Here is a 23454-nt window from a genome sequence, read left to right as displayed (position 1 = left end):
CTCAGAGATCGTCGCCGTAACCGAGGCTGCGCAGCGCGCGTTCGTCATCGGCCCAGCCGGATTTCACTTTCACCCACAGTTCGAGGTGAACAGGCGCTTCGAACATTTCCTGCATGTCTTTACGCGCTTCAATACCGATAGTTTTAATTTTGGCCCCTTTGTTGCCAATCACCATCTTCTTCTGCCCTTCACGTTCGACAAGGATCAGACCGTTGATATCGTAGCCGCCGCGCTCGTTAGAAATAAAACGCTCAATCTCAACGGTGACGGAATACGGCAGTTCAGCGCCCAGAAAACGCATCAGCTTTTCACGGATGATTTCAGAAGCCATAAAGCGTTGAGAACGGTCAGTAATGTAATCTTCCGGGAAGTGATGAATTGCTTCCGGCAGATGCTTACGTACGATACCCGCAATGGTATCAACATTCAGACCGGTCTCGGCAGAGATCGGCACGATGTCGAGAAAGTTCATCTGGCTGGCCAGGAACTGCAGGTGCGGCAGCAGATCGGCTTTTTCCTGAACGTTATCGACTTTGTTCACCGCCAGAATTACCGGGGCTTTACCATCACGCAGCTTGTTGAGCACCATTTCGTCGTCCGGCGTCCAGCGAGTGCCTTCCACAACGAAAATCACCAGCTCAACATCACCAATCGAGCTGCTCGCCGCCTTGTTCATCAAACGGTTAATGGCTCGTTTTTCTTCCATATGCAGGCCCGGGGTATCAACATAAATCGCCTGATACGCGCCTTCGGTATGGATGCCAACAATACGGTGACGTGTTGTCTGAGCCTTACGAGAGGTAATAGAAATCTTCTGCCCAAGCAGATTATTCAACAGGGTTGATTTACCAACGTTCGGGCGGCCGACGATGGCAATAAATCCGCAGTAAGTTTTATCGATGCTCATTCCAGCTCCAGTTTTTTCAACGCCTGTTCGGCGGCAGCCTGCTCAGCCTTACGACGGCTAGAACCTGTGCCAACCACCGGTTCACTCAGGCCGCTGACCTGGCAGTGGATAGTAAATTCTTGATCGTGTGCTTCACCACGGACCTGCACCACCAGATAGGACGGCAGCGGCAGGTGGCGACCCTGCAAATATTCCTGCAGGCGCGTTTTCGGATCTTTTTGTTTGTCGCCTGGGCTAATTTCATCCAGACGGGTTTGATACCAATTCAGGATCAGTTGCTCAACGGTTTGAATATCGCTGTCGAGGAAGACGCCGCCGATCAAAGCTTCAACGGTGTCCGCCAGGATCGACTCACGACGGAAACCGCCGCTTTTCAGCTCGCCTGGGCCCAAACGTAAACATTCACCGAGGTCAAACTCACGGGCTAATTCTGCCAGCGTATTACCGCGAACCAACGTCGCGCGCATGCGGCTCATATCGCCTTCATCCACACGCGGGAAACGGTGATATAACGCATTAGCGATGACAAAGCTCAAAATAGAGTCGCCTAAAAATTCTAAACGCTCGTTATGTTTGCTGCTGGCGCTACGGTGAGTTAATGCCTGCTGCAACAGCTCCTGATGATTAAAAGTGTAGCCCAGCTTCCGTTGAAGCCGATTAATTACGATGGGGTTCATGCGATACCAATAAATGAATGCGTCAACAATTCAGCACACGAAACAGACCTGATATACGCCATTCATTTAGCCATCTGGCATCGTCTGAATGCTTTTGTATACAAACCAACGCTGTTTCGTGTGCCGTGGCAACCTGTCGGTGCCAACCTAAAACTTCGGGGGAATATTCTATACACAACGACAAGGGATGTCGTTAGTCTGCGGGAATTTATCCGAGAAATAATTCACGCTGTCGCCATAATGACGACAACGTGAACGATTATTAGCAATTAATGAATACCACCAATACGGCTTAAACGCACGCCGGTCGGCCATTCACCCTCTTGCTTGTCGAAGCTCATCCAGATTGCAGTCGCTTTACCCACCAGATTCGCTTCCGGCACAAATCCCCAGTAACGGCTGTCCGCGCTGTTGTCACGGTTATCACCCATCATGAAGTAGTGTCCCGGTGGGACGATCCAGGTCGCTAACTGCTGGCCAGGCTGACGGTAGTACATCCCTACCTGATCCTGCGCGATTGGCACGGTAAGAATGCGGTGCGTTACCTCACCCAGCGTTTCTTTACGTTCGGTGAGGCGAATACCGTTTTCTTTCGTTTCGTTCAACGGAACTTCAAAGAAACCGCTGGTCGCTTCCCCGCCATTACGACGAGCAAAGGTCTGAACAAAATCACTCGGCTGAACATCAGAGTAGGTTACCGGCAGCGCATTTTCACACGCCTGACCGGAGCTGCAACCAGGCTGAATAGTCACCTCTTTTGCCACCGGATCGTACGTCACTTTGTCTCCCGGTAAACCGACAGCGCGTTTGATGTAGTCCAGGCGCGGATCTTCCGGGTATTTAAACACCACGATATCACCGCGTTTCGGATGGCCGGTTTCGATCAACGTTTTCTGGTAAATCGGATCTTTAATCCCGTAGGCGAATTTCTCCACCAGAATAAAATCACCAATCAACAGCGTCGGCATCATCGAACCTGACGGGATCTGGAACGGTTCATAAATAAACGAACGCACCACCAGCACGATAGCTAATACCGGGAAAACGGATGCGCCCGTTTCCAGCCAGCCCGGCTTAGGGGCCACTTTTTTCAGCGTTGCTTTATCCAGTGAATCACCAGCAGCAGCTTGCGCTGCTGCCTGACGCTCCCGGCGTTTTGGCGCGAAAATGAATTTATCTACGCACCATAAAATGCCCGTCACCAGTGTGGCAATCACCAGAATCAGGGCAAACATGTTCGCCATGCCAACTCCTTAAGATTATTTGCTGTCTTTACCGACATGCAGAATGGCGAGGAAGGCTTCCTGCGGCAGTTCGACGTTACCGATCTGCTTCATGCGCTTTTTACCCTCTTTCTGTTTTTGCAGCAGCTTTTTCTTACGGCTGATATCGCCACCGTAGCATTTCGCCAGAACGTTTTTACGCAGCTGCTTCACCGTTGAACGCGCGATGATGTGCGTGCCGATGGCCGCCTGAATCGCGATATCAAACTGCTGGCGCGGGATCAGATCTTTCATCTTCTCGACCAACTCACGGCCACGGCTCTGGGAGTTGTCGCGGTGAGTGATCAGCGCCAGCGCATCGACACGTTCGTTGTTGATGAGGACATCAACGCGCACCATGTCAGACGCCTGGAAGCGCTTGAAGTTATAGTCCAGCGACGCATAGCCGCGGGAGGTCGACTTCAGGCGGTCAAAGAAGTCGAGTACCACTTCCGCCATCGGAATTTCATAGGTCAGAGCGACCTGGTTACCGTGATAAACCATGTTGGTCTGTACGCCACGTTTCTCGATACACAGCGTGATGACGTTACCAAGGTACGCCTGCGGCAGCAGCATGTGACATTCGGCGATCGGCTCGCGCAGTTCGTAGATGTTGTTCAGCGGCGGCAGCTTAGATGGGCTATCGACGTAGATAGTCTCTTTCGCCGTGGTTTCCACTTCATACACTACGGTCGGCGCGGTGGTGATCAGATCCAGATCGTATTCACGTTCCAGACGTTCCTGAATGATCTCCATATGCAACAGGCCGAGGAAGCCACAGCGGAAGCCGAAGCCCAGTGCGCTGGAGCTTTCCGGTTCGTAGAACAGGGAGGCGTCGTTCAGGCTCAGCTTGCCGAGCGCATCGCGGAAGTTTTCATAGTCGTCAGAGCTCACCGGGAACAGACCGGCGTAAACCTGAGGCTTCACTTTTTTGAAGCCTGGCAGCGGTTTGTCTGCCGGGTTACGCGCGGAAGTTAAGGTATCACCAACCGGGGCGCCAAGGATGTCTTTAATCGCACAAACCAACCAACCTACTTCGCCGCATTTCAGCTCGGTACGATCAACCTGTTTTGGCGTGAAGATGCCCAGACGGTCGGCGTTGTAAACCTGACCGGTGCTCATCACTTTAATTTTGTCACCTTTACGCATGGTGCCGTTTTTAATACGCACCAGCGAAACCACGCCCAGGTAATTATCGAACCAGGAGTCGATAATCAGCGCCTGCAACGGGCCTTCCGGATCACCTTCCGGCGGCGGAATGTCGCGCACCAGACGTTCAAGAACGTCGGTCACACCTACGCCAGTTTTCGCCGAGCAGCGTACTGCGTCGGTGGCGTCGATACCGACGATATCTTCAATTTCTTCCGCTACGCGCTCAGGGTCAGCGGCCGGCAGGTCAATTTTGTTCAGTACCGGCACCACTTCCAGATCCATTTCCATGGCGGTGTAGCAGTTGGCCAGCGTTTGCGCTTCTACACCCTGCCCGGCGTCAACCACCAGCAGTGCGCCTTCACAGGCGGCAAGCGAGCGGGAAACTTCATATGAGAAGTCGACGTGGCCCGGGGTGTCGATAAAGTTAAGCTGATAGGTTTCACCATCAGATGCTTTGAAATCGAGCGTCACGCTCTGCGCTTTGATAGTAATACCGCGCTCACGCTCAAGATCCATCGAGTCGAGAACCTGCGCTTCCATTTCACGGTCAGACAGGCCACCGCAGATCTGGATAATACGGTCAGACAGCGTCGATTTACCGTGGTCGATGTGAGCTATGATTGAAAAGTTACGTATGTTCTTCATATAGAGTAATTATTGTGCCTTACGCCCGCCTGAGCAGGCTCTGAGAAGTCGCTGATCTGAGCTTAACGTCTGTTTAAGTGAAACGCCGCATTCTACACTACAACGCTGAGGCGAGGAAATGTTCATAGAGCAAGGATAGCGGGAACTGGAAACAACCTTACAAAGTCGGTGAAACTTTTGCCGGATGGCAGCATAAACGCCTTATCCGGCCTACGCCTGCATCTGAAAACGCGGTAGGCCTGATAAGCGCAGCGCCATCAGACAAAAATATCACTGCTGGGTTTCGACGCGAATAAGATCGGGCGGGAGGGCAACGTTCAGAATGACCGGCTGCCAGGCTTCACGTTCAGCAAGCTTACGGGAATATCCGCGGGCGATCAGGAATCCACCCACGCCACCCAGTACAGCCCCGCTTAATGCCGCCAGATCGGAGCCAAATAGCACCTGGAACAGTGCCGCGAAAAGAAAGAGACCCGCCAGTGGAGACATATAAACCAGCATCGCCGATCCCAACAAGCTCCTCTCGGCAATGCCCAGCTCAACTTTTTGACCAGGGGCCAATGGCTCATCGCTGGGTACCACAATAGTATGTGTGGTCTGCGGTCCAAGTTTATTCAGCACGCGGCTCCCACACCCGGCCCGGGAAGCACAGCTGCTACATGACGCTTTCACATCACAGCTGACCGTCGCCAGACCATTTTGCCAGGAAACGACTGTTGCCCACTCTTTGATCATTGTGCGGCCCTGAACTTGATATTGTCTGCGATACGCTTCGCCGTTTGTGGTGGAAGCTCGCCAACTATCGTAATTTCCGCGTTATCACGCACGCTGGTGCTGACCGTTCTACGCCCGGTTCGCAGCAGTTGATCGGTGCTGTTTTGCGTCGCGCGGTTTACGTTCACGGAGAAACTGAACAGGCCATCCGAATAAAGGCGTGATTCAATCGGCATGTTATCCATGGTCGGCAGCGGGCGTCGACTGCTGGAGACCTCACTAAAGCCTTGCGGCAACCATGACGGGCTCCAGTTGAAGTTGGTTTTTTCACCCGCAGGAACCGACAGCAACGGCGGTAGATTGGCTTTCGCCAGCGTCTGCATGCTATCGCTAACGCCGTTGTTTACGGTAAAGGCGATGACGCGGAACTGTTCCAGCGTTTCACCATCACGATCGAGGAGATCGACACGCATCGGTAGTTTGGTCTCCGTGTCCATCCAGACGATATAGCTGTAACGGGTGCCGTCACGAGCGACAACGCGGATCACTTCACAGAGCCGATCAGCAATGCGGGTGCGGCCTACTGAGATAAAATCATAGTAGGGTGCAAGGCGTTTGAAGTCGGTATAAATCAGGGATGGCAGAGAGTCAACGATATAGTCGCCGTTCAGCGTGAACGGTTCGAGCCCAGGCTCGAAATAGCTAATTTCATTGCCACGTTGCACCACTTCCCGGCGCGGTCCATCCAATTGCAGCAGTTGTGCTAACGGACGGTTATCCTGGCGGGCATGGCGATAACGTAGGGATTCAACACCCTGTTTATTGATGCTGACAAATGACAGCTCATAGGTTAGCGACTGGCTGGCCAGATTCATCTGCTGCAACAACGCCCCGGACGCAGGATTGGCCGAGGCGTTTACAGAGAAGAACAGGCTACCAGCCACAAGTGACATGGCAAACCAAAGTTGCTTCATTACTGCGATTGCGTTCCTAAAGTTTGAATTCCTGGCACCTGCACAGCGGCTTGCTGTGTTTGCGCCTGCTCAAACTGAAGCTGTTCAGAGTGCAGTCGACGTTGCAGTTCGTAATCCTGCAACATGGCATTAATACGACGACGCTGCTCCTGTACCTGCTGTTGCTGACCGCCGCTGGCTGTCGCGTCAGAAGGTACACCCAGGCTTACCGGACTGGCTTTACCCATCATCGGTAATGTATTGAATACCGGCGTTTCGGGCTGCTGGGACGTTTCAGATTGACCATTATAGTGCTGGACGCCAACAATAACTGCAAGTGATACACACGCAGCCACGCCCATTTGGGTAAGCTGCGCGGCCCACGGACGCATTTTCTTCCAGAATGGCATTTTCTGCCACTGGTGCGGTGCTGGCTGGGCCTCAGGAATCAATGGCGCCGTCTGACGTACTGGCTCATCCTGGATGGCAGCCATTACGCGGGCGGAAATATCGAAATGGAGAACGTCGGCGGTATCACCTCGCATGGAATCGCGAATCAGGTGATAACTCTCCCAGGTTTTTTGCATTTCCGGGTCATGAGTTAGCTCTTTAAGCAACTCAGTATCCAGCGTTTCGCCATCCATTAAAGCGGAAAGTTTTTCTTTCTGCATGCCTAATACCTTTTCCAGTATCCCGCTATCGTCAACGCCTGATAAGCGGTTGAACTTTATTATCAATAGCTTCCCTCGCTCGGAAGATACGTGAACGCACCGTACCTACCGGACAATCCATGATAGCGGCTATCTCTTCATAGCTCAGGCCATCCAGCTCCCGCAAGGTTATTGCCATGCGTAAATCTTCCGGGAGGGACTCAATAGTTCGGAAAACTATCTGTCTCAGTTCTTCTGACAACATTAAGTTCTCAGGGTTCGAAATTTCTTTCAGTGCACCGCCACTTTCGTAGTTTTCTGCTTCAATCGCATCTATATCACTGGAAGGTGGACGACGCCCCTGAGCGACCAGGTAATTCTTCGCTGTATTGACTGCGATACGATACAGCCAGGTATAAAAAGCACTATCCCCCCGGAACGAGTCCAGCGCACGATAGGCCTTGATAAATGCTTCTTGTACTACATCGGGTACATCGCCCGACGGTACATAGCGAGAAACCAGACTCGCCACCTTATGCTGATAGCGGACTACCAGTAGGTTAAAGGCTTTCTGATCTCCCTTCTGGACCCGTTCTACCAGGACCTGGTCCGTTAACTGCTCGCTCATCCGAGGTAAAGTCTCCCCAAACCAAATTTCCACGCGCTGTCGAAACGCCACTCCATAAGCTTCACTATGAGCAAGCAAATGCTTAGAGTGCTCAAGTTTCGTAAAGTTCCGTTACGCATTTGTTTTTTGTTTGTCATGTTGTAGACAGGTCTTATCTCTCATTATAAGTCTACATAACCCGATCAACGCACTATCTGTAAGAAATGCCCATTTCACCGCTTGCAGAGTAACCCAACGGCCACTTTATTTCATCACATAATCTGATGCTAACGGCCTGCTTCACAAAATAATTTTGCTCATTTCATCCTCGTCTTACTTTTCTTTCATGTTTAGCCATTGCAACACATTTAAAAATAAAACGTGCAGTAACGCGCGTCGTGGTGCTATTGTGAGCAAACAGTGTTTAGTAAATTAAACAAAAATCATGAATACAACTCCTGAATTATCCTGTGACGTGCTGATCATTGGCAGCGGAGCTGCCGGACTCTCACTGGCGCTGCGGCTGGCTGAGAAACATCAGGTTATTGTACTGAGCAAAGGTCCTGTTAGCGAAGGCTCGACGTTTTATGCTCAGGGCGGTATTGCCGCGGTTTTCGATGAAACCGACAGTATCGACTCCCACGTTGAAGACACGCTGGTTGCCGGGGCCGGACTGTGCGATCGTCATGCGGTTGAATTTGTCGCCAGCAATGCCCGCACCTGTGTGCAGTGGCTTATCGATCAGGGCGTGTTGTTTGATACACAGGTTCAGCCCAACGGTGAAGAGAGTTATCACCTGACCCGTGAAGGTGGTCATAGCCATCGACGCATCCTGCATGCTGCGGATGCCACCGGTAAAGAAGTCGAAACCACCCTTGTCAGCCGGGCGCAAAATCATCCCAACATTCGGGTTCTTGAACGTAGCAATGCCGTAGACCTGATTGTCTCCGATAAGATCGGTCTGCCGGGAACGCGTCGGGTGGTCGGCGCCTGGCTCTGGAATCGTAATAAAGAAGCTGTCGAAACCTGCCATGCGAAGTCAGTGGTGTTAGCTACCGGCGGCGCGTCAAAAGTGTATCAGTACACCACCAATCCTGATATCTCCTCGGGGGACGGGATTGCGATGGCCTGGCGCGCAGGATGTCGTGTCGCCAATCTTGAATTTAACCAGTTTCACCCAACTGCGCTGTATCATCCGCAGGCGCGCAATTTCCTGCTGACCGAGGCGCTGCGTGGCGAAGGCGCACACCTGAAGCGCCCGGACGGCTCGCGCTTTATGCCCGATTTTGACGAGCGTGGCGAACTGGCTCCCCGCGATATTGTCGCCCGTGCCATTGACCACGAGATGAAACGCCTGGGCGCTGACTGCATGTTCCTCGACATCAGCCACAAACCGGAAGCATTTGTTCGTCAGCATTTCCCGATGATTTATGAAAAACTGCTCGGACTGGGCATCGATTTGACCAAAGAGCCGGTCCCTATCGTTCCTGCCGCGCACTATACCTGCGGCGGCGTGATGGTTGATGACTTTGGCCGCACGGACGTCGACGGTCTGTATGCCATCGGCGAAGTGAGCTACACCGGCCTGCATGGCGCCAACCGTATGGCGTCGAACTCATTGCTTGAGTGCCTGGTTTACGGCTGGTCAGCCGCTGAAGATATCGACAGGCGAATGCCTTACGCACGCGGCGTCACCACACTTCCCGCCTGGGATGAAAGTCGTGTGGAAAATCCGGATGAGTTGGTGGTGATTCAGCATAACTGGCATGAGCTGCGCTTATTTATGTGGGACTACGTCGGAATTGTGCGTACAACCAAGCGCCTGGAACGCGCTCTGCGCCGTATCACCATGCTGCAACAGGAAATCGACGAGTATTACGCTCATTTCCGCGTGTCGAACAATTTGCTGGAACTGCGCAACCTGGTGCAGGTTGCCGAGCTGATTGTACGCTGCGCCATGATGCGCAAAGAGAGTCGGGGCCTGCACTACACGCTGGATTATCCTGAACAACTTCCCGAGTCAGGCCCGTCCATCCTCTCACCGCTAAGTCATCACATAAACAGATAAAACGCCTGGGTCAGCGCCGTGTAACCTTCAGAGTAACGTTGGTCTGGCCCACGGATAACCAACCTGTCGCTAAAGCACTCCCCGGCCTGCGGGGAGAATGCCAACAATACACGATGCGGTAGCCGGGCCTCAGTTTCTGCCACATCCGTACGTAAACGCAAATGCCAGCCCATACTTAATGCCCGCTGGGTAAAGGCATTACCAATTTGTTCCGGCAGCACGACACAAAAAAAACCATCTTCTGTAATACTCCCCGCCGCCAGTGCTAGCAATGCTTCATGATCAAGTGCGGTCGTATAACGTGCCTGCTCGCGCTGCGGCGTGGCGCATTCCACTCCCTGTTCATAATAGGGTGGATTGCTGATAATCAAATCAAAACGCACGGTCTGGCGCGGTATCCATTGCTGCGCATCTGCTGTATGAACGCTGACGCGATGCATCCACGGAGATTGCGCGATGTTCTCCTGCGCCTGCTGCGCGGCGTCAACATCAAGCTCCACGGCGTCAATGATGACATTTTCATCAGTGCGCTGGGCCAGCATCAGCGCCAACAGGCCGCTCCCGGTACCAATATCCAGGATCCGTTTTACGCCCGCAACGGGGGCCCATGCCCCTAATAAAATACCGTCCGTTCCGACTTTCATTGCACAACGATCGTGTGCCACAAAAAACTGCTTAAATGTAAATCCATTACGTCTAAGTACGGATGTAGACTGGGGCATGAAGAACAACCTTCCTGGAAAAAAAACGATAGCATAGGATAAAAACAATACCTGAGAAGCTATATCCATACAAACAGATGAAGATTGCAGCCGTAACGTCTATAATCAGCGCCCCACACAGAGGTAGAACATGACTGTAACGACTTTTTCCGAACTTGAACTCGATGAAAGCCTTCTGGATGCCCTCCAGGAAAAAGGTTTCACTCGCCCGACCGCCATTCAGGCTGCCGCCATTCCGCCTGCGCTCGATGGCCGTGATGTACTCGGTTCTGCGCCGACAGGCACCGGTAAAACGGCGGCATATTTGCTGCCAGCGTTGCAGCACCTGCTCGACTTCCCGCGCAAAAAATCTGGCCCACCGCGCATTTTAATTCTGACGCCAACGCGCGAACTGGCGATGCAGGTTGCCGAACACGCCCGCGAACTGGCGAAGAATACGCATCTGGATGTCGCCACGATTACCGGCGGCGTGGCTTACATGAACCACATGGAAGTCTTTAGCGAAAACCAGGATATCGTGGTCGCCACCACCGGTCGTCTGCTGCAATACATCAAAGAAGAGAACTTCGACTGCCACGCGGTTGAAACGCTGATCCTCGATGAGGCAGACCGTATGCTGGACATGGGCTTTGCCCAGGACATCGAACATATCGCCGGTGAAACCCGCTGGCGTAAGCAGACGATGTTGTTCTCTGCCACGCTGGAAGGCGACGCGATTAAAGATTTTGCCGAGCGCCTGCTGGAAGATCCGGTCGAAGTATCGGCGGATCCATCGACCCGCGAACGCAAGAAGATCCACCAATTTTACTACCGTGCCGATGACATCGAGCACAAAACGGCTTTGCTGATCCATCTGTTAAAACAGCCGGAAGCAACCCGTTCGATTGTTTTTGTACGTAAGCGTGAGCGTGTGCACGAACTGGCAGGCTGGCTGCGCCAGGCTGGCATTAATAACTGCTATCTCGAAGGCGAGATGGTACAGATTAAGCGTAACGAAGCGATCAAACGCCTGACCGATGGTCGTGTGAACGTACTGGTTGCGACCGATGTTGCCGCCCGCGGGATCGATATTCCTGACGTTAGCCATGTGTTTAACTATGACATGCCACGTAGTGGTGATGCCTATCTGCACCGCATTGGTCGCACAGGTCGCGCTGGCCGTAAAGGTACCGCGATTTCTCTGGTTGAAGCGCACGACCACCTGCTGCTTGGTAAAGCGAGCCGCTATATCGACGAACCTTTGAAAGCACGCGTTATTGACGAGCTGCGTCCGACGACTCGCGCACCAAGTGAGAAATCTAACGGCAAGCCGTCCAAGAAAGTGCTGGCGAAGCGCGCCGAGCAAAAAGCCAAAGAAAAAGAGAAACCGCGCGTGAAGAAACGTCACCGCGACGCCAAAAATATCGGCAAACGTCGTAAGCCGAGCGGAGCTGCTCCCCAGCAATCCGACAAAGAGTAAAACCGTATGCCGGGCCGTTTAGCCCGGCATTTTTTCATGCGTCGCAAAGCTCTCTTCAATACACTCAATAAACACCCGCATCGCCGGGCTAACGACTTTTCCAGCATGGTAACCGCACAATGCCGTAATTAACTCCGGCTGTTCGCTGAACGGTAACTCAACCAATTCCCCTGAACGGAGCTCCTTCTCAATGGTAAAACGCGGCAAAAAACTGACGCCAAGATTTGCCGATACGCAGTGCTTGATGCTCTCAATACTCCATAATTCAATCGTATTTTCCAGCGTAATCTGACGCTTACGCAGTAAGCCCTCGAAGCGTTGTCTGAAAATACATTGCGGCTCATTAATGATAAAGCTGCAGGGAATGTGCTGGTTATGCCGGGTGAAATCAACATGCTGCAGCAGAGGCGACGCAACCAGCGCCAGTGACTGATCGCCCAGCGCTATCATCTCAAGTGCATCGTCATTACCAACACGATAAAACACGCCCAGATCAACCTCATCACTAAGCAACGCATCGCGAATGACATAGCAGTTGAGCGACTGTAAGGACAACCGCACATGAGGCGCGCGTTGTTTAAAACGCTGTAATACCTGCGGCATTTTATACGCCAGCAGTGTTTCGCCGGTCGCAACGCGTAGCTCGCCGCTCGGCTGCGCATCCTGCTGCGCTGACTGGCGAATCGATGCCATCACGCGGGTCAGGTCGTGTATATGCGGCATCAACCGTTTACCCTCACTGGTGAGACACATTCTGCGGCCAATTTTTTCGAACAGCTGCACCGATAGCTCTTGCTCAAGCTGTTGAATATGAAACGTGACGGTCGATTGCGTACAGCAAAGTTTTTGCGACGCCCGCAGGAACGAGCCCTCTTCCACCACCGTTTTTAACGTAATAAACCGACGTAAATCCATCCGCACCAACCCATCGAAATCATCGAACTGAGAATGCAAAAACATTCATTTTTTTAAATGTTTTAACTCGGGTACTGTCTACCAAAACAGAGGAGATGACAAGTGACCCCCATGCTTTTAAGTGCATTCTGGACCTATACATTGATTACCGCGCTAACCCCCGGACCCAACAATATCCTTGCGCTCAGTGCTGCGACGTCACACGGTTTTCGCCAGAGTACGCGCGTGCTTGCCGGGATGAGTCTGGGCTTTTTAATCGTCATGCTGATGTGTGCCGGGATTTCGTTTTCGCTTGCCGCGATGGATCCGGCCATCATCCACTGGCTCAGTTGGGCAGGCGCGGCATATATCTTATGGCTGGCATTGAAAATCGCCACCAGCCCGGCGGCAAACGATAATTTGCAGTCCGAACCGATCGGTTTCTGGGCGAGTTTTGGCTTGCAGTTTGTTAACGTCAAAATCATTTTGTACGGCATTACTGCGTTATCCACGTTTGTACTGCCCTATACGCAGGAAGCTCACTGGCTGATTGGGGTGAGTATTCTGCTGGCGCTGATCGGCACCTTTGGTAATGCATGTTGGGCGCTGGCAGGCCATCTTTTTCAGCGTCTCTTTCGCCGTTACGGCCGACAGTTGAACATCATTCTGGCGCTGCTGTTAGTGTATTGCGCAGTACGAATTTTTTACTAACGGATATAAAAAAGCGGAAGACGCGCTGGCATCTTCCGCTTTTGATTCTCTGCTAAACGGGGTTATTCCCCGCGAGCCTTACAGGCTCTCAGTAAAGGTACGAGCAATAACGTCGCGCTGCTGTTCTGGGGTCAGAGAGTTGAAACGTACCGCATAACCAGACACACGGATGGTCAGCTGCGGATATTTTTCCGGATGCTTAACCGCATCTTCCAGCGTTTCGCGACGCAGAACGTTCACGTTCAGGTGCTGACCACCTTCCACGCGGACTTCCGGCTGTACGTCTACCGGCACTTCACGGTATTCGATTTCACCCAGTTTGCTGACGGCAACGACGTCATCTGCATTGAAACCTGCTTTCGCAACGATGCAGCGTGCTTCGCCTTTTTCGCTGTCCAGCAGCCAGAAAGAGTTCAGCAGGTCGTCGTTTGCAGCTTTAGTAATCTGGATACCTGTAATCATTTGATGCCTCCCCGGCAAAATTATTTGATCTCGGTTGGCCGTCATCCGGCCAATTGGTAAAACCATTGTTGCTTGAGTGTATATATACCCCTCACACACCCTCGAATCTTTGATTTAAATCAACAAAAACCACACATGAAAAGTGGTGATTGGTGGATTTTATTGTTTTACATCAACTTACGCCACGTACACAGCTAAACTTTTTACATAAATTTTCAACTATCTTTAGGACCCAGGCCGTTGAGAAACGTAGAGAATTTTGCGACGTAGTAAGAAGCAGTTAAGCTAGAGGGATTGAAAATTCGCAGGAGAGCGAGATGGCCACCGAATTAACCTGGCACGATGTGCTGGCAGATGAGAAACAGCAGCCTTATTTTGTTAACACGCTACATACTGTCGCTGGCGAGCGTCAGTCGGGTATGACAATTTACCCGCCGCAAAAAGATGTGTTTAACGCTTTTCGCTTTACCGAACTTGGCGACGTGAAAGTCGTCATCCTGGGGCAGGATCCTTACCACGGTCCAGGCCAGGCACACGGTCTCGCGTTCTCTGTTCGTCCGGGTATTGCCACTCCCCCATCGCTGCTGAACATGTACAAAGAGCTGGAAGCGACGATTCCTGGCTTCACGCGCCCAACGCACGGCTATCTGGAAAGCTGGGCACGTCAGGGGGTGCTGTTACTTAATACCGTACTCACTGTCCGCGCCGGCCAGGCACATTCTCACGCCAGCCTGGGCTGGGAAACCTTTACCGATAAAGTCATCAGCTTGATTAATCAGCATCGCGAAGGCGTCGTTTTCTTGCTCTGGGGTTCACACGCACAAAAGAAAGGCGCGATTATTGATACCCAACGTCACCATGTGTTGAAAGCGCCGCATCCGTCACCGCTCTCAGCACATCGCGGTTTCTTTGGCTGCAATCACTTTGTACTGGCCAATGAATGGTTGGAACAACGAGGTGAAAAACCGATTGACTGGACGCCGGTGTTACCAGCAGAAAGCGAGTAAAAAAATGCCAGCGATTCGCTGGCATTTTTATTATCAGGCTTTGTTCTGACGCCACCACTCCGCGAGCAGTACGCCGGTTGCCACAGATACGTTGAGCGTTTCAACGTTACCCGTACCGTCAATCGCCACGCACAGGTCGTCAGCTGAGCATGCCGCTTCCGGCAGCGCTTCACGCTCGCGCCCTAATACCAGCACCATTTTTTCCGGCAGCGTGGTAGTAAACAACGGTTTGCCTTTCACGCTTGAGGTCATCACTACCGTGTAACCTGCCTTACGGAAGTCGTCCAGCACATCGACAATGCTGTCACCGGTGATCGGCTGAACGTGCTCTGCGCCACCTTCAGCGGTACGGATTGCCGCACCTGATTCCAGCAGCGCCGCGTCCTGTACCACCACGCCTTTCACACCAAAGTGGGCGCAGCTACGCATCATTCCGCCCAGGTTGTGCGGGTTAGCGATGTCTTCCAGAGCCAGTACGCAATCCTGCGCCTCAGCCTGACCCACCCACTGCTTAACGGTGGTACCGTTACGTTTTTTGATCAGGAAGCAAACACCGCCATGGTGCTCAGTACCGGAAGCTTTCGCCAGCTCAGCTTCGTCAACCACATGGTAGGCTTTACGGTTTGCCGCCATCCAGCGTAATGCTTCTTTAAAGCGCGGGGTGACGCTCTGCACAAACCAGGCGCGAACAATAGCGTCCGGGCGACTCTGGAACAAAGCCTGACAAGCATTCTCACCGTAAACGCGGGTTTCTTCCGCGCGCTGACGACGTAAGACTTCAGGATCGATAAAACTCTTGCCGCTAATACCGCCATGCTCGGCTTTATCCGCAACATCATCATTCGGTGCGCGGGACACGGTACGCCATGGTGAATCTTCACGTCTGCGATCGCGTTCTGCATCGCGGTCACGACCACGTTCACGACCGCGTTCGCTGTTCGGCCCCTTTCTGTCATCACGGGCAGGGCGACGACCGCCTTCGGCTCGGGAAGTACCGGGGCGTCCGCCGCCTTTACCAGTACGTGGATTTTGGGTGCGTTTATCCGAGTCATCGTCACTGCGGACGTACATCACTTTGACCTTGCCGTTTTTGTTCTTCAGTTCGTCGCTCATGTTTTTCTCCACCTGCTCTGCGCGAAGCGCGCAGATTACCCGATGTGCACGTCGTTAGCCATTATTTCATTTAAAAGCTAAGGACTATTGTACTCATTGAATAAAACGCATTGTTGTTTAGAACAGACTCCCCGATAATATGTAACATAATAGAAACATACTGGCGTCACTGCCATGAAGTCCACACTACTCATCCAGAGGTTAGTTATGAATACCGTTTGTACCAGCTGCCAGGCTATCAACCGCATTCCCGACGATCGTGTCCAGGAAGCGGCTAAATGCGGACGCTGTGGTCACGACCTGTTTGATGGGGAGGTGATCAATGCGACCGGTGAAACACTGGATAAACTGTTAAAAGACGATCTCCCGGTGGTGGTTGATTTTTGGGCCCCCTGGTGCGGGCCATGCCGTAACTTTGCCCCAATTTTTGAAGATGTCGCGGAAGAGCGTAGCGGTAAAGTGCGTTTTGTTAAAGTGAATACGGAAGCCGAGCGTGAACTCAGCGCCCGCTTCGGTATCCGCAGTATTCCGACCATCATGATCTTCAGAAAAGGTGAAATCGTCGACATGCTCAATGGCGCCGTCCCTAAGGCACCGTTTGATAGCTGGCTTAACGAATCACTATAATCTCTGCGGGGCGCATCTTGTGCCCCGTTTTCACCTCTGCGACAATAGCGTTTTTCAACGTGTTCCCCCATGACCGATAACGCAGTTCTTCAGTTACGCGCTGAGCGCCTCGCGCGCGCCACGCGTCCTTTCCTCGCCCGAGGTAACCGTATTCGTCGCTGCCAGCGCTGCCTGCTGCCGCTAAAGCTCTGCTTATGCGCAACGTTAGTACCGTCTGAGGCCAAAAGCCGTTTTTGTCTGGTCATGTTTGATACCGAGCCAATGAAGCCCAGCAATACGGGACGTTTAATCGCCGATATTTTGCCAGATACCGCGGCTTTTCAGTGGTCACGCACCGAACCGCCGCAGGCGCTGCTTGATCTGGTGAAAAATCCTGATTACCAGCCGATGGTCGTGTTCCCGGCTTCATATGCGGGCGAAAAGCGCGAAGTGATTTTCACGCCGCCAACCGGTAAACCACCATTGTTTATCATGCTCGATGGCACCTGGCCGGAAGCGCGTAAAATGTTCCGCAAAAGCCCGTACCTCGACAACCTGCCGGTGATCTCCGTTGATTTATCGCGCCTTTCTGCTTATCACCTGCGTGGTATTCACGCCGAAGGGCAATACTGTACTGCCGAAGTGGCTATCGCTTTGCTGGATCTGGCTGGTGATACGCAAGCTGCGGAAGGGTTAAGCGATCACTTCACTCGCTTTAAAACCCGTTACCTGGCAGGAAAAACCCAACATCAGGGGAGCGTCACAGCAGACTCCACAGAAAGCGTTTAAAATCATTCGGTCACTGGAGTCATTAAGGAAGCCGATATGAGTCAACGTGGTCTGGAAGCACTACTGCGACCGAAATCCATTGCGGTGATTGGGGCGTCGATGAAGCCTAACCGCGCGGGTTACCTGATGATGCGTAATCTGCTTGCCGGCGGTTTCAATGGGCCAGTTCTACCGGTGACGCCCGCCTGGAAAGCGGTATTGGGTGTACTGGCCTGGCCCAATATCAGTAGCTTGCCTTTTAGCCCCGACCTCGCCGTATTGTGCACCAATGCCAGCCGTAACCTGGCATTACTCGAAGCACTTGGCGAGAAAGGCTGTAAAACCTGCATTATTCTTTCGGCTCCCGCGGCCCAACATGCAGAACTGTTGGCCTGCGCCTCACGCTATAAAATACGCCTGCTGGGTCCCAACAGCCTGGGACTTCTCGCCCCCTGGCAGGGGCTTAACGCCAGCTTTTCCCCCGTCCCGATTAAGCGCGGCAAGCTGGCTTTTATCTCTCAATCCGCCGCCGTATCCAATACCATACTCGACTGGGCACAGCAGAGAGAAATGGGCTTTTCTTACTTCATCGCGCTGGGTGACAGCCTGGATATCGACGTTGATGAACTACTGGATTACCTGGCACGCGACAGCAAAACCAGCGCGATATTGCTCTATCTCGAACATTTGAGCGATGCCCGGCGCTTTGTCTCTGCCGCCCGTAGCGCCGCGCGCAACAAACCCATTCTGGTGATTAAGAGTGGCCGTAGCCCGGCAGCGCAGCGTTTACTGCACACCAGCGCCGGAATGGACCCAGCCTGGGACGCAGCTATCCAGCGCGCCGGTTTATTGCGAGTACAAGACACTCACGAGCTGTTCTCAGCGGTCGAAACCCTGAGTCACATGCGCCCGCTGCGTGGTGACAGGCTGATGATCATCAGTAACGGCGCCGCACCTGCCGCACTGGCATTGGATGAGCTATGGTCGAAAAATGGCAAACTCGCCACGCTGAGTGAAGATACCTGTCAGAAATTACGCGATGCGCTACCAGCCCATGTTGATATCGGCAACCCGCTGGATCTGCGTGACGATGCCAGTAGCGAACACTATGTAAAAGCCCTGGATATTTTGCTCGCCAGTCAGGACTTCGACGCGCTGATGGTGATTCATTCGCCCAGCGCCGCCGCCCCCGGGACCGAAAGCGCACAAGCGTTGATCGAAGCAGTAAAGCAGCATCCACGAGGGAAATTTATCTCCTTACTGACCAACTGGTGCGGGGAGTTTTCTTCTCAGGAAGCCCGTAGGCTATTTAGCGAAGCAGGGTTGCCCACCTACCGTACGCCGGAAGGGACCATCACCGCGTTTATGCATATGGTCGAGTATCGGCGTAACCAGAAGCAACTGCGAGAAACGCCTGCGCTACCGGACTACCTGACCACTAACACCGCCGAGGCGCATAATCTGTTACAGCAGGCGATTGCCGAAGGAGCCACATCGCTGGACACCCATGAAGTGCAGCCGATTTTACAAGCTTATGGCTTACACACGCTCCCGACCTGGATCGCCAGCGACAGCGCGGAAGCTGTGCATATCGCAGAGCAGATCGGCTATCCGGTGGCGCTCAAGCTGCGTTCACCTGATATCCCGCATAAGTCGGAAGTTCAGGGGGTAATGCTCTACCTGAGAACGGCAACAGAGGTACAGCAGGCCGCGAACGCGATTTTTGATCGGGTGAAAATGGCCTGGCCGCAGGCGCGCATCCACGGTTTATTAGTGCAAAGCATGGCGAATCGCGCTGGCGCTCAGGAGCTTCGCGTCGTCGTTGAACACGATCCGGTATTTGGCCCACTGATTATGCTGGGTGAAGGTGGGGTTGAGTGGCGACCAGAAGAGCAAGCCGTGGTGGCATTGCCGCCATTGAACATGAATCTGGCGCGTTATCTGGTGATCCAAGGGATCAAAAATAAGAAGATCCGCGCTCGTAGCGCACTACGCCCACTGGATATCGCCGGACTAAGCCAGCTTCTGGTGCAGGTATCCAACCTGATCGTCGATTGTCCGGAAATTCAGCGTCTGGATATCCATCCGCTGCTGGCCTCCGCCGGTGAATTTACCGCGCTGGATGTCACGCTGGACATTGCCCCCTTCACAGGCGATAACGAAAGCAGATTGGCTGTACGTCCCTACCCTCATCAGCTTGAAGAGTGGGTGGAGTTGAAGAACGGCGAGCGCTGCCTGTTCCGCCCCATTTTGCCAGAGGATGAACCTCATCTGCAGCAGTTCATTTCTCAGGTAACAAAAGAAGATCTTTATTATCGCTATTTTAGTGAGATCAACGAATTTACCCATGAAGATTTAGCCAATATGACACAGATCGACTACGATCGTGAAATGGCCTTTGTCGCTGTGCGTTGTAGAGATAATCATGAAGAGATCCTCGGCGTGACGCGAGCTATCTCGGATCCTGATAACGTAGATGCCGAGTTTGCCGTCCTGGTTCGTTCTGATCTCAAAGGACTTGGACTGGGTCGCCGATTGATGGAAAAATTAATTGCCTATACCCGAGATCACGGACTTAGACGTTTGAATGGTATTACGATGCCAAACAATCGCGGTATGGTCGCCCTGGCCCGGAAACTCGGGTTCGTTGTTGACGTCCAACTCGAAGAGGGGATTGTTGGGCTAACGCTTAATCTGGCCCAATTTGAGGAATCGTGAGTAAGGTACTGGAAATGTTGACCACATTAATGGGTACTGGTGGTATCATTGCCCGCTTATGTCGTCTGCATAGCACAGAGGACCCTTCAATGAACAGAGAAGAAATGCACTGTGATGTTGTCAAAATTTAAGCGTAATAAACATCAACAACACCTTGCCCAACTACCCAAGATTTCTCAGTCAGTTGATGATGTAGATTTCTTTTATGCTCCCGCTAATTTCAGGGAGACTCTGCTGGAAAAAATAGCCAGCGCGACGCGACGGATCTGCATTATTGCGCTGTACCTGGAACAGGATGACGGTGGCAAAGGCATACTCGACGCGCTCTATGCGGCAAAACGGCAGCGTCCTGAACTGGATGTCCGGGTGCTTGTCGACTGGCACCGAGCCCAACGCGGGCGCATTGGTGCTGCGGCATCAAATACCAACGCTGACTGGTATTGCCGCATGGCGCAAGAAAACCCTGGTATCGATATTCCTGTCTATGGCGTGCCGATTAACACGCGCGAAGCCCTTGGCGTTCTGCATTTCAAAGGCTTTATCATCGATGACAGCGTCCTGTATAGCGGTGCCAGCCTGAACGATGTTTATCTGCATCAGCATGATAAATATCGCTACGACCGTTATCAGTTGATTCGCAACGCGCAAATGGCCGATATCATGTTCAATTGGGTGGCGCAAAACCTGATGAATGGTCGCGGCGTTAATCGTCTTGATGATATCAATCGCCCTAAAAGCCCGGAAATTAAAAACGACATTCGCTTGTACCGTCAGGAACTGCGGGATGCGTCATTCCATTTTCAGGGGGATGCGGATAATGAACAGCTTTCTGTTACGCCGCTGGTTGGACTCGGAAAATCCAGTCTGTTAAATAAGACTATTTTCCACCTCATGCCCTGCGCAGAGCACAAACTCACGATCTGTACCCCTTATTTCAACCTGCCCGCCATACTGGTGCGCAATATCATTCAGCTGCTGCGTGAAGGGAAAAAGGTCGAAATCATTGTCGGTGATAAAACTGCCAACGACTTTTACATCCCGGAAGATGAACCTTTTAAAATCATCGGCGCGCTGCCTTATCTTTATGAAATTAATCTGCGCCGTTTTCTGAGCAGACTGCAATATTATGTGAATACCGATCAGTTGGTCGTGCGCTTATGGAAAGATGATGACAACACTTATCATCTGAAAGGCATGTGGGTTGATGATAAATGGATGCTGCTCACCGGCAACAACCTCAATCCTCGAGCCTGGCGTCTGGATCTGGAAAACGCCATCCTTATCCACGATCCTAAGCAAGAGCTGGCGCCCCAGCGCGATAAAGAGCTGGAGCTTATCCGCACGCATACCACCGTGGTGAAGCACTACCGCGACCTGCAAAGCATTGCTGACTATCCAGTCAAGGTGCGCAAACTCATCCGTCGACTACGCCGTATTCGTATCGACAGATTAATTAGCCGTATTCTGTAACCAAGACCCCGTCCAGTGACGGGGTTTTTCCTATGGAGGCAACGGTGCGCCTGTTTATTCTTACCAGTGTCCTGGCTATTTCGGGCTGCAGCCACATGGCAAACGACCGCTGGAGCGGACAAGACAAAGCTCAACACTTTATCGCCTCCGCCATGCTTGCCGCAGCCGGCAATGAATATGCCCAGCATCAGGGTTACAGCCGCGATCGCAGTGCGGCTATTGGTTTGATGTTCTCAGTCAGCCTGGGCGCATCAAAAGAGCTGTGGGACAGCCGCCCCGCTGGGAGCGGCTGGAGCTGGAAGGACTTTGCCTGGGATGTTGCGGGCGCCTCAACCGGCTATGCAGTCTGGCAACTGGCACATCATTAGAGGCGCAGCCCTTTCCCCTTGCCATGCAGCATCAGCGATACTAAAAATGCGATGACTGCCAGCGCGGTAACGTACCAGAAGAATGTCGTTTCCATACCGATGGATTTCAGGGATAAGGCAACATATTCGGCTGAACCACCAAACAGGGCATTCGCCACTGCATAAGATAACCCAACCCCCAGGGCGCGCACCTGCGCCGGAAACATCTCTGCCTTCAGAATGCCGCTGATAGACGTATAGAAACTCACGATTAACAAGGCACACATTACCAGAGCAAACGCCATATACGGAGACGTCACGTTTTGCAACGCTGTCAGAATGGGAACGGTAAAAATCGCGGCTAATGCGCCAAAGCATAGCATGGAAGTACGTCTGCCAATTTTATCTGACAAAGCGCCAAACAATGGTTGTACCAGCATGAATACACACAGTGCCGCCGTCATAATCCCGCTGGCTACGTTGGCATGCATACCGGCGGTGTTAACCAGGTACTTCTGCATATAGGTTGTGAAGGTGTAAAAACACAGCGAGCCAGCAGCGGTAAAGCCAAGCACCATGACAAAGGCTTTGCGATTACGCCACAGACCTTTCAGAGAGCCCGCTTCTTTTAATGCACGAACATCCTGTTTCGAGGTTTCATCCAGCTGACGACGCAGCCATAGCGTGACAATAGCCAGCACTGCACCCAGCGCAAATGGAATACGCCATCCCCACTCTCTGAGCGCAGAGTCTTCTAACGTTTGCTGCAAAATGACCACAACCAGCAATGCCAGTAGCTGCCCGCCAATTAACGTTACGTACTGGAATGAAGCATAAAAACCTTTCTTACCTTCAATAGCCACTTCACTCATGTAGGTAGCGCTGGTCCCGTATTCACCGCCGACAGACAGCCCCTGAAATAATCTGGCCAGCAGCAGTAGCGCAGGAGCCCAGGTACCAATCGTTTCATACCCCGGAAGACAAGCGATCACCAACGATCCCATACACATCATACAAACTGACAACAGCATGGATTTTTTACGCCCGTGCTTATCGGCGATGCGACCAAACAACCATCCGCCGATAGGGCGCATCAGAAAGCCTGCGGCAAAAACGCCGGCAGTTTGTAAAAGTTGGGTGGTGGTGTTTCCTGAGGGAAAAAAGATATGTGCAAAATAGAGAGAGCAGAAAGAGTAGATATAGAAATCAAACCATTCGACCAGATTCCCTGATGATGCTCCAACAATCGCCCAAATACGGCGACGAGTATCGCCGTCTGTCAGCGCCCCGTTCTCAGTTACACTGCTATCAGCCATTCGAATTATACCCCTGCCAAGGATCGCGTGAATTTATCAATGCTAGTTGTGTCTTTTTTGGTAAATTAAATGTTATATAATTGTTATAATTAATTATGAGATATAAGTCACGGTTTTAATTAGCAGAGAAAGGATTCAGATATGTTTGAGGAAATAGAGTCGAAGGTCGGATAAGGCAACGGGCAGGTTTCATTTCGCACAGACGCAAAAAAGCCCATCCGGCAGG

At 52.4% G+C, this 23454-nt stretch carries 22 protein-coding genes and 1 pseudogene; 9 read left to right on the top strand and 14 right to left on the bottom strand.

Translation table 11 applies throughout. The features are described 5' to 3' along the window. Window position 1: 1 nt before the first annotated feature. The 9 genes and pseudogenes from era to rseD all read right to left on the bottom strand — a co-directional run bounded on the left by era (window position 2) and on the right by rseD (window position 7750). Window positions 2-907: a GTPase Era gene (gene era, locus FDW96_RS22895; RefSeq protein WP_042306656.1), complete on the bottom strand. Its 906-nt coding sequence runs from the start codon at window positions 905-907 to the stop codon at window positions 2-4. Further along, window positions 904-1584: a ribonuclease III gene (rnc, locus tag FDW96_RS22890; protein ID WP_003037579.1), complete on the bottom strand. Its 681-nt coding sequence runs from the start codon at window positions 1582-1584 to the stop codon at window positions 904-906. The genes era and rnc overlap by 4 nt, the downstream gene beginning before the upstream one ends. Window positions 1585-1853: 269 nt before the next feature. Continuing rightward, window positions 1854-2828, bottom strand: a complete 975-nt coding sequence (lepB, locus tag FDW96_RS22885; RefSeq protein ID WP_038642704.1) for a signal peptidase I — start codon at window positions 2826-2828, stop codon at window positions 1854-1856. 15 nt (window positions 2829-2843) lie between these two features. Next, window positions 2844-4643, bottom strand: a complete 1800-nt coding sequence (gene lepA, locus FDW96_RS22880; protein ID WP_042306650.1) for a translation elongation factor 4 — start codon at window positions 4641-4643, stop codon at window positions 2844-2846. Between the two features lie 270 nt (window positions 4644-4913). Then, window positions 4914-5378, bottom strand: a complete 465-nt coding sequence (gene rseC / locus FDW96_RS22870) for a SoxR-reducing system protein RseC (protein ID WP_042306646.1) — start codon at window positions 5376-5378, stop codon at window positions 4914-4916. After that, window positions 5375-6331 (bottom strand): sigma-E factor regulatory protein RseB, encoded by a 957-nt coding sequence (gene rseB, locus FDW96_RS22865; RefSeq protein ID WP_042306644.1) that lies wholly within the window; start codon window positions 6329-6331, stop codon window positions 5375-5377. The genes rseC and rseB overlap by 4 nt, the downstream gene beginning before the upstream one ends. Then, window positions 6331-6981: an anti-sigma-E factor RseA gene (rseA, locus tag FDW96_RS22860; RefSeq protein ID WP_008785497.1), complete on the bottom strand. Its 651-nt coding sequence runs from the start codon at window positions 6979-6981 to the stop codon at window positions 6331-6333. The genes rseB and rseA overlap by 1 nt, the downstream gene beginning before the upstream one ends. A 31-nt stretch (window positions 6982-7012) precedes the next feature. Further along, window positions 7013-7588, bottom strand: coding sequence for an RNA polymerase sigma factor RpoE (rpoE, locus tag FDW96_RS22855; RefSeq protein ID WP_003037573.1), 576 nt, complete (start codon window positions 7586-7588; stop codon window positions 7013-7015). Then, window positions 7585-7750 (bottom strand): annotated as a pseudogene (gene rseD, locus FDW96_RS22850) (rpoE leader peptide RseD). Before rseD ends, rpoE begins: the two are co-directional and overlap by 4 nt. 262 nt (window positions 7751-8012) lie before the next feature. Between rseD and nadB the strand changes: the two are divergent. After that, window positions 8013-9635, top strand: coding sequence for an L-aspartate oxidase (gene nadB, locus FDW96_RS22845; RefSeq protein WP_137366361.1), 1623 nt, complete (start codon window positions 8013-8015; stop codon window positions 9633-9635). Here nadB and trmN read toward each other — a convergent pair. After that, on the bottom strand, window positions 9620-10357 hold the full coding sequence (gene trmN / locus FDW96_RS22840) for a tRNA(1)(Val) (adenine(37)-N(6))-methyltransferase TrmN (RefSeq protein ID WP_137366360.1): 738 nt from the start codon (window positions 10355-10357) through the stop codon (window positions 9620-9622). The genes nadB and trmN overlap by 16 nt on opposite strands. Window positions 10358-10487: 130 nt before the next feature. Between trmN and srmB the strand changes: the two genes are divergently transcribed. After that, window positions 10488-11816, top strand: coding sequence for an ATP-dependent RNA helicase SrmB (srmB, locus tag FDW96_RS22835; RefSeq protein WP_137366359.1), 1329 nt, complete (start codon window positions 10488-10490; stop codon window positions 11814-11816). Window positions 11817-11834: 18 nt separating this feature from the next. Here srmB and FDW96_RS22830 read toward each other — a convergent pair whose 3' ends face one another. Beyond that, window positions 11835-12731 (bottom strand): LysR family transcriptional regulator, encoded by an 897-nt coding sequence (locus FDW96_RS22830; RefSeq protein WP_137360549.1) that lies wholly within the window; start codon window positions 12729-12731, stop codon window positions 11835-11837. Window positions 12732-12833: 102 nt separating this feature from the next. Here FDW96_RS22830 and eamB point away from each other — a divergent pair, with 102 nt between their 5' ends. Next, complete coding sequence (gene eamB, locus FDW96_RS22825) at window positions 12834-13421, top strand: cysteine/O-acetylserine transporter (protein WP_137366358.1); 588 nt, start codon at window positions 12834-12836, stop codon at window positions 13419-13421. Window positions 13422-13499: 78 nt separating this feature from the next. Here the strand turns inward: eamB and grcA are convergent, their stop codons facing one another. Continuing rightward, a complete protein-coding gene (grcA, locus tag FDW96_RS22820; protein ID WP_005121223.1) occupies window positions 13500-13883 on the bottom strand; it encodes an autonomous glycyl radical cofactor GrcA in 384 nt (127 codons plus the stop codon). 317 nt (window positions 13884-14200) lie between these two features. On the opposite strand from grcA, the gene ung reads away from it, so the two are divergent. Continuing rightward, window positions 14201-14890 carry a uracil-DNA glycosylase gene (gene ung / locus FDW96_RS22815; RefSeq protein WP_042306632.1) on the top strand — a complete coding sequence of 230 codons (690 nt, stop codon included), beginning with the start codon at window positions 14201-14203 and terminating at the stop codon, window positions 14888-14890. A 33-nt stretch (window positions 14891-14923) separates the two neighbouring features. Here the strand turns inward: ung and FDW96_RS22810 are convergent, their stop codons facing one another. Further along, window positions 14924-16003 (bottom strand): tRNA/rRNA methyltransferase, encoded by a 1080-nt coding sequence (locus tag FDW96_RS22810; protein ID WP_137366357.1) that lies wholly within the window; start codon window positions 16001-16003, stop codon window positions 14924-14926. A 207-nt stretch (window positions 16004-16210) separates the two neighbouring features. Between FDW96_RS22810 and trxC the strand changes: the two genes are divergently transcribed. From trxC to FDW96_RS22785, 5 genes are all read left to right on the top strand, one after another. Continuing rightward, a complete protein-coding gene (gene trxC / locus FDW96_RS22805) occupies window positions 16211-16630 on the top strand; it encodes a thioredoxin TrxC (protein ID WP_003037559.1) in 420 nt (139 codons plus the stop codon). Window positions 16631-16699: 69 nt separating this feature from the next. Then, window positions 16700-17398 (top strand): tRNA-uridine aminocarboxypropyltransferase, encoded by a 699-nt coding sequence (gene tapT, locus FDW96_RS22800; protein ID WP_137366356.1) that lies wholly within the window; start codon window positions 16700-16702, stop codon window positions 17396-17398. Between the two features lie 36 nt (window positions 17399-17434). Beyond that, window positions 17435-20095, top strand: a complete 2661-nt coding sequence (gene pat / locus FDW96_RS22795; protein ID WP_042306626.1) for a protein lysine acetyltransferase — start codon at window positions 17435-17437, stop codon at window positions 20093-20095. A gap of 114 nt (window positions 20096-20209) precedes the next feature. Further along, a complete protein-coding gene (gene pssA / locus FDW96_RS22790; protein WP_038642732.1) occupies window positions 20210-21565 on the top strand; it encodes a CDP-diacylglycerol--serine O-phosphatidyltransferase in 1356 nt (451 codons plus the stop codon). 32 nt (window positions 21566-21597) lie between these two features. After that, window positions 21598-21933, top strand: coding sequence for a YfiM family lipoprotein (locus tag FDW96_RS22785; RefSeq protein WP_373562177.1), 336 nt, complete (start codon window positions 21598-21600; stop codon window positions 21931-21933). Here FDW96_RS22785 and FDW96_RS22780 read toward each other — a convergent pair. Continuing rightward, on the bottom strand, window positions 21930-23228 hold the full coding sequence (locus tag FDW96_RS22780) for an MFS transporter (RefSeq protein ID WP_137366355.1): 1299 nt from the start codon (window positions 23226-23228) through the stop codon (window positions 21930-21932). The genes FDW96_RS22785 and FDW96_RS22780 overlap by 4 nt on opposite strands. Between the last annotated feature and the right edge of the window lie 226 nt (window positions 23229-23454).

The organism is Citrobacter sp. TBCS-15 (assembly GCF_005280815.1).
Taxonomy (GTDB): domain Bacteria; phylum Pseudomonadota; class Gammaproteobacteria; order Enterobacterales; family Enterobacteriaceae; genus Citrobacter; species Citrobacter werkmanii.
Note: the sequence above shows the minus strand (reverse complement) of the source record. Positions and strands in the feature narration are given on the sequence as shown.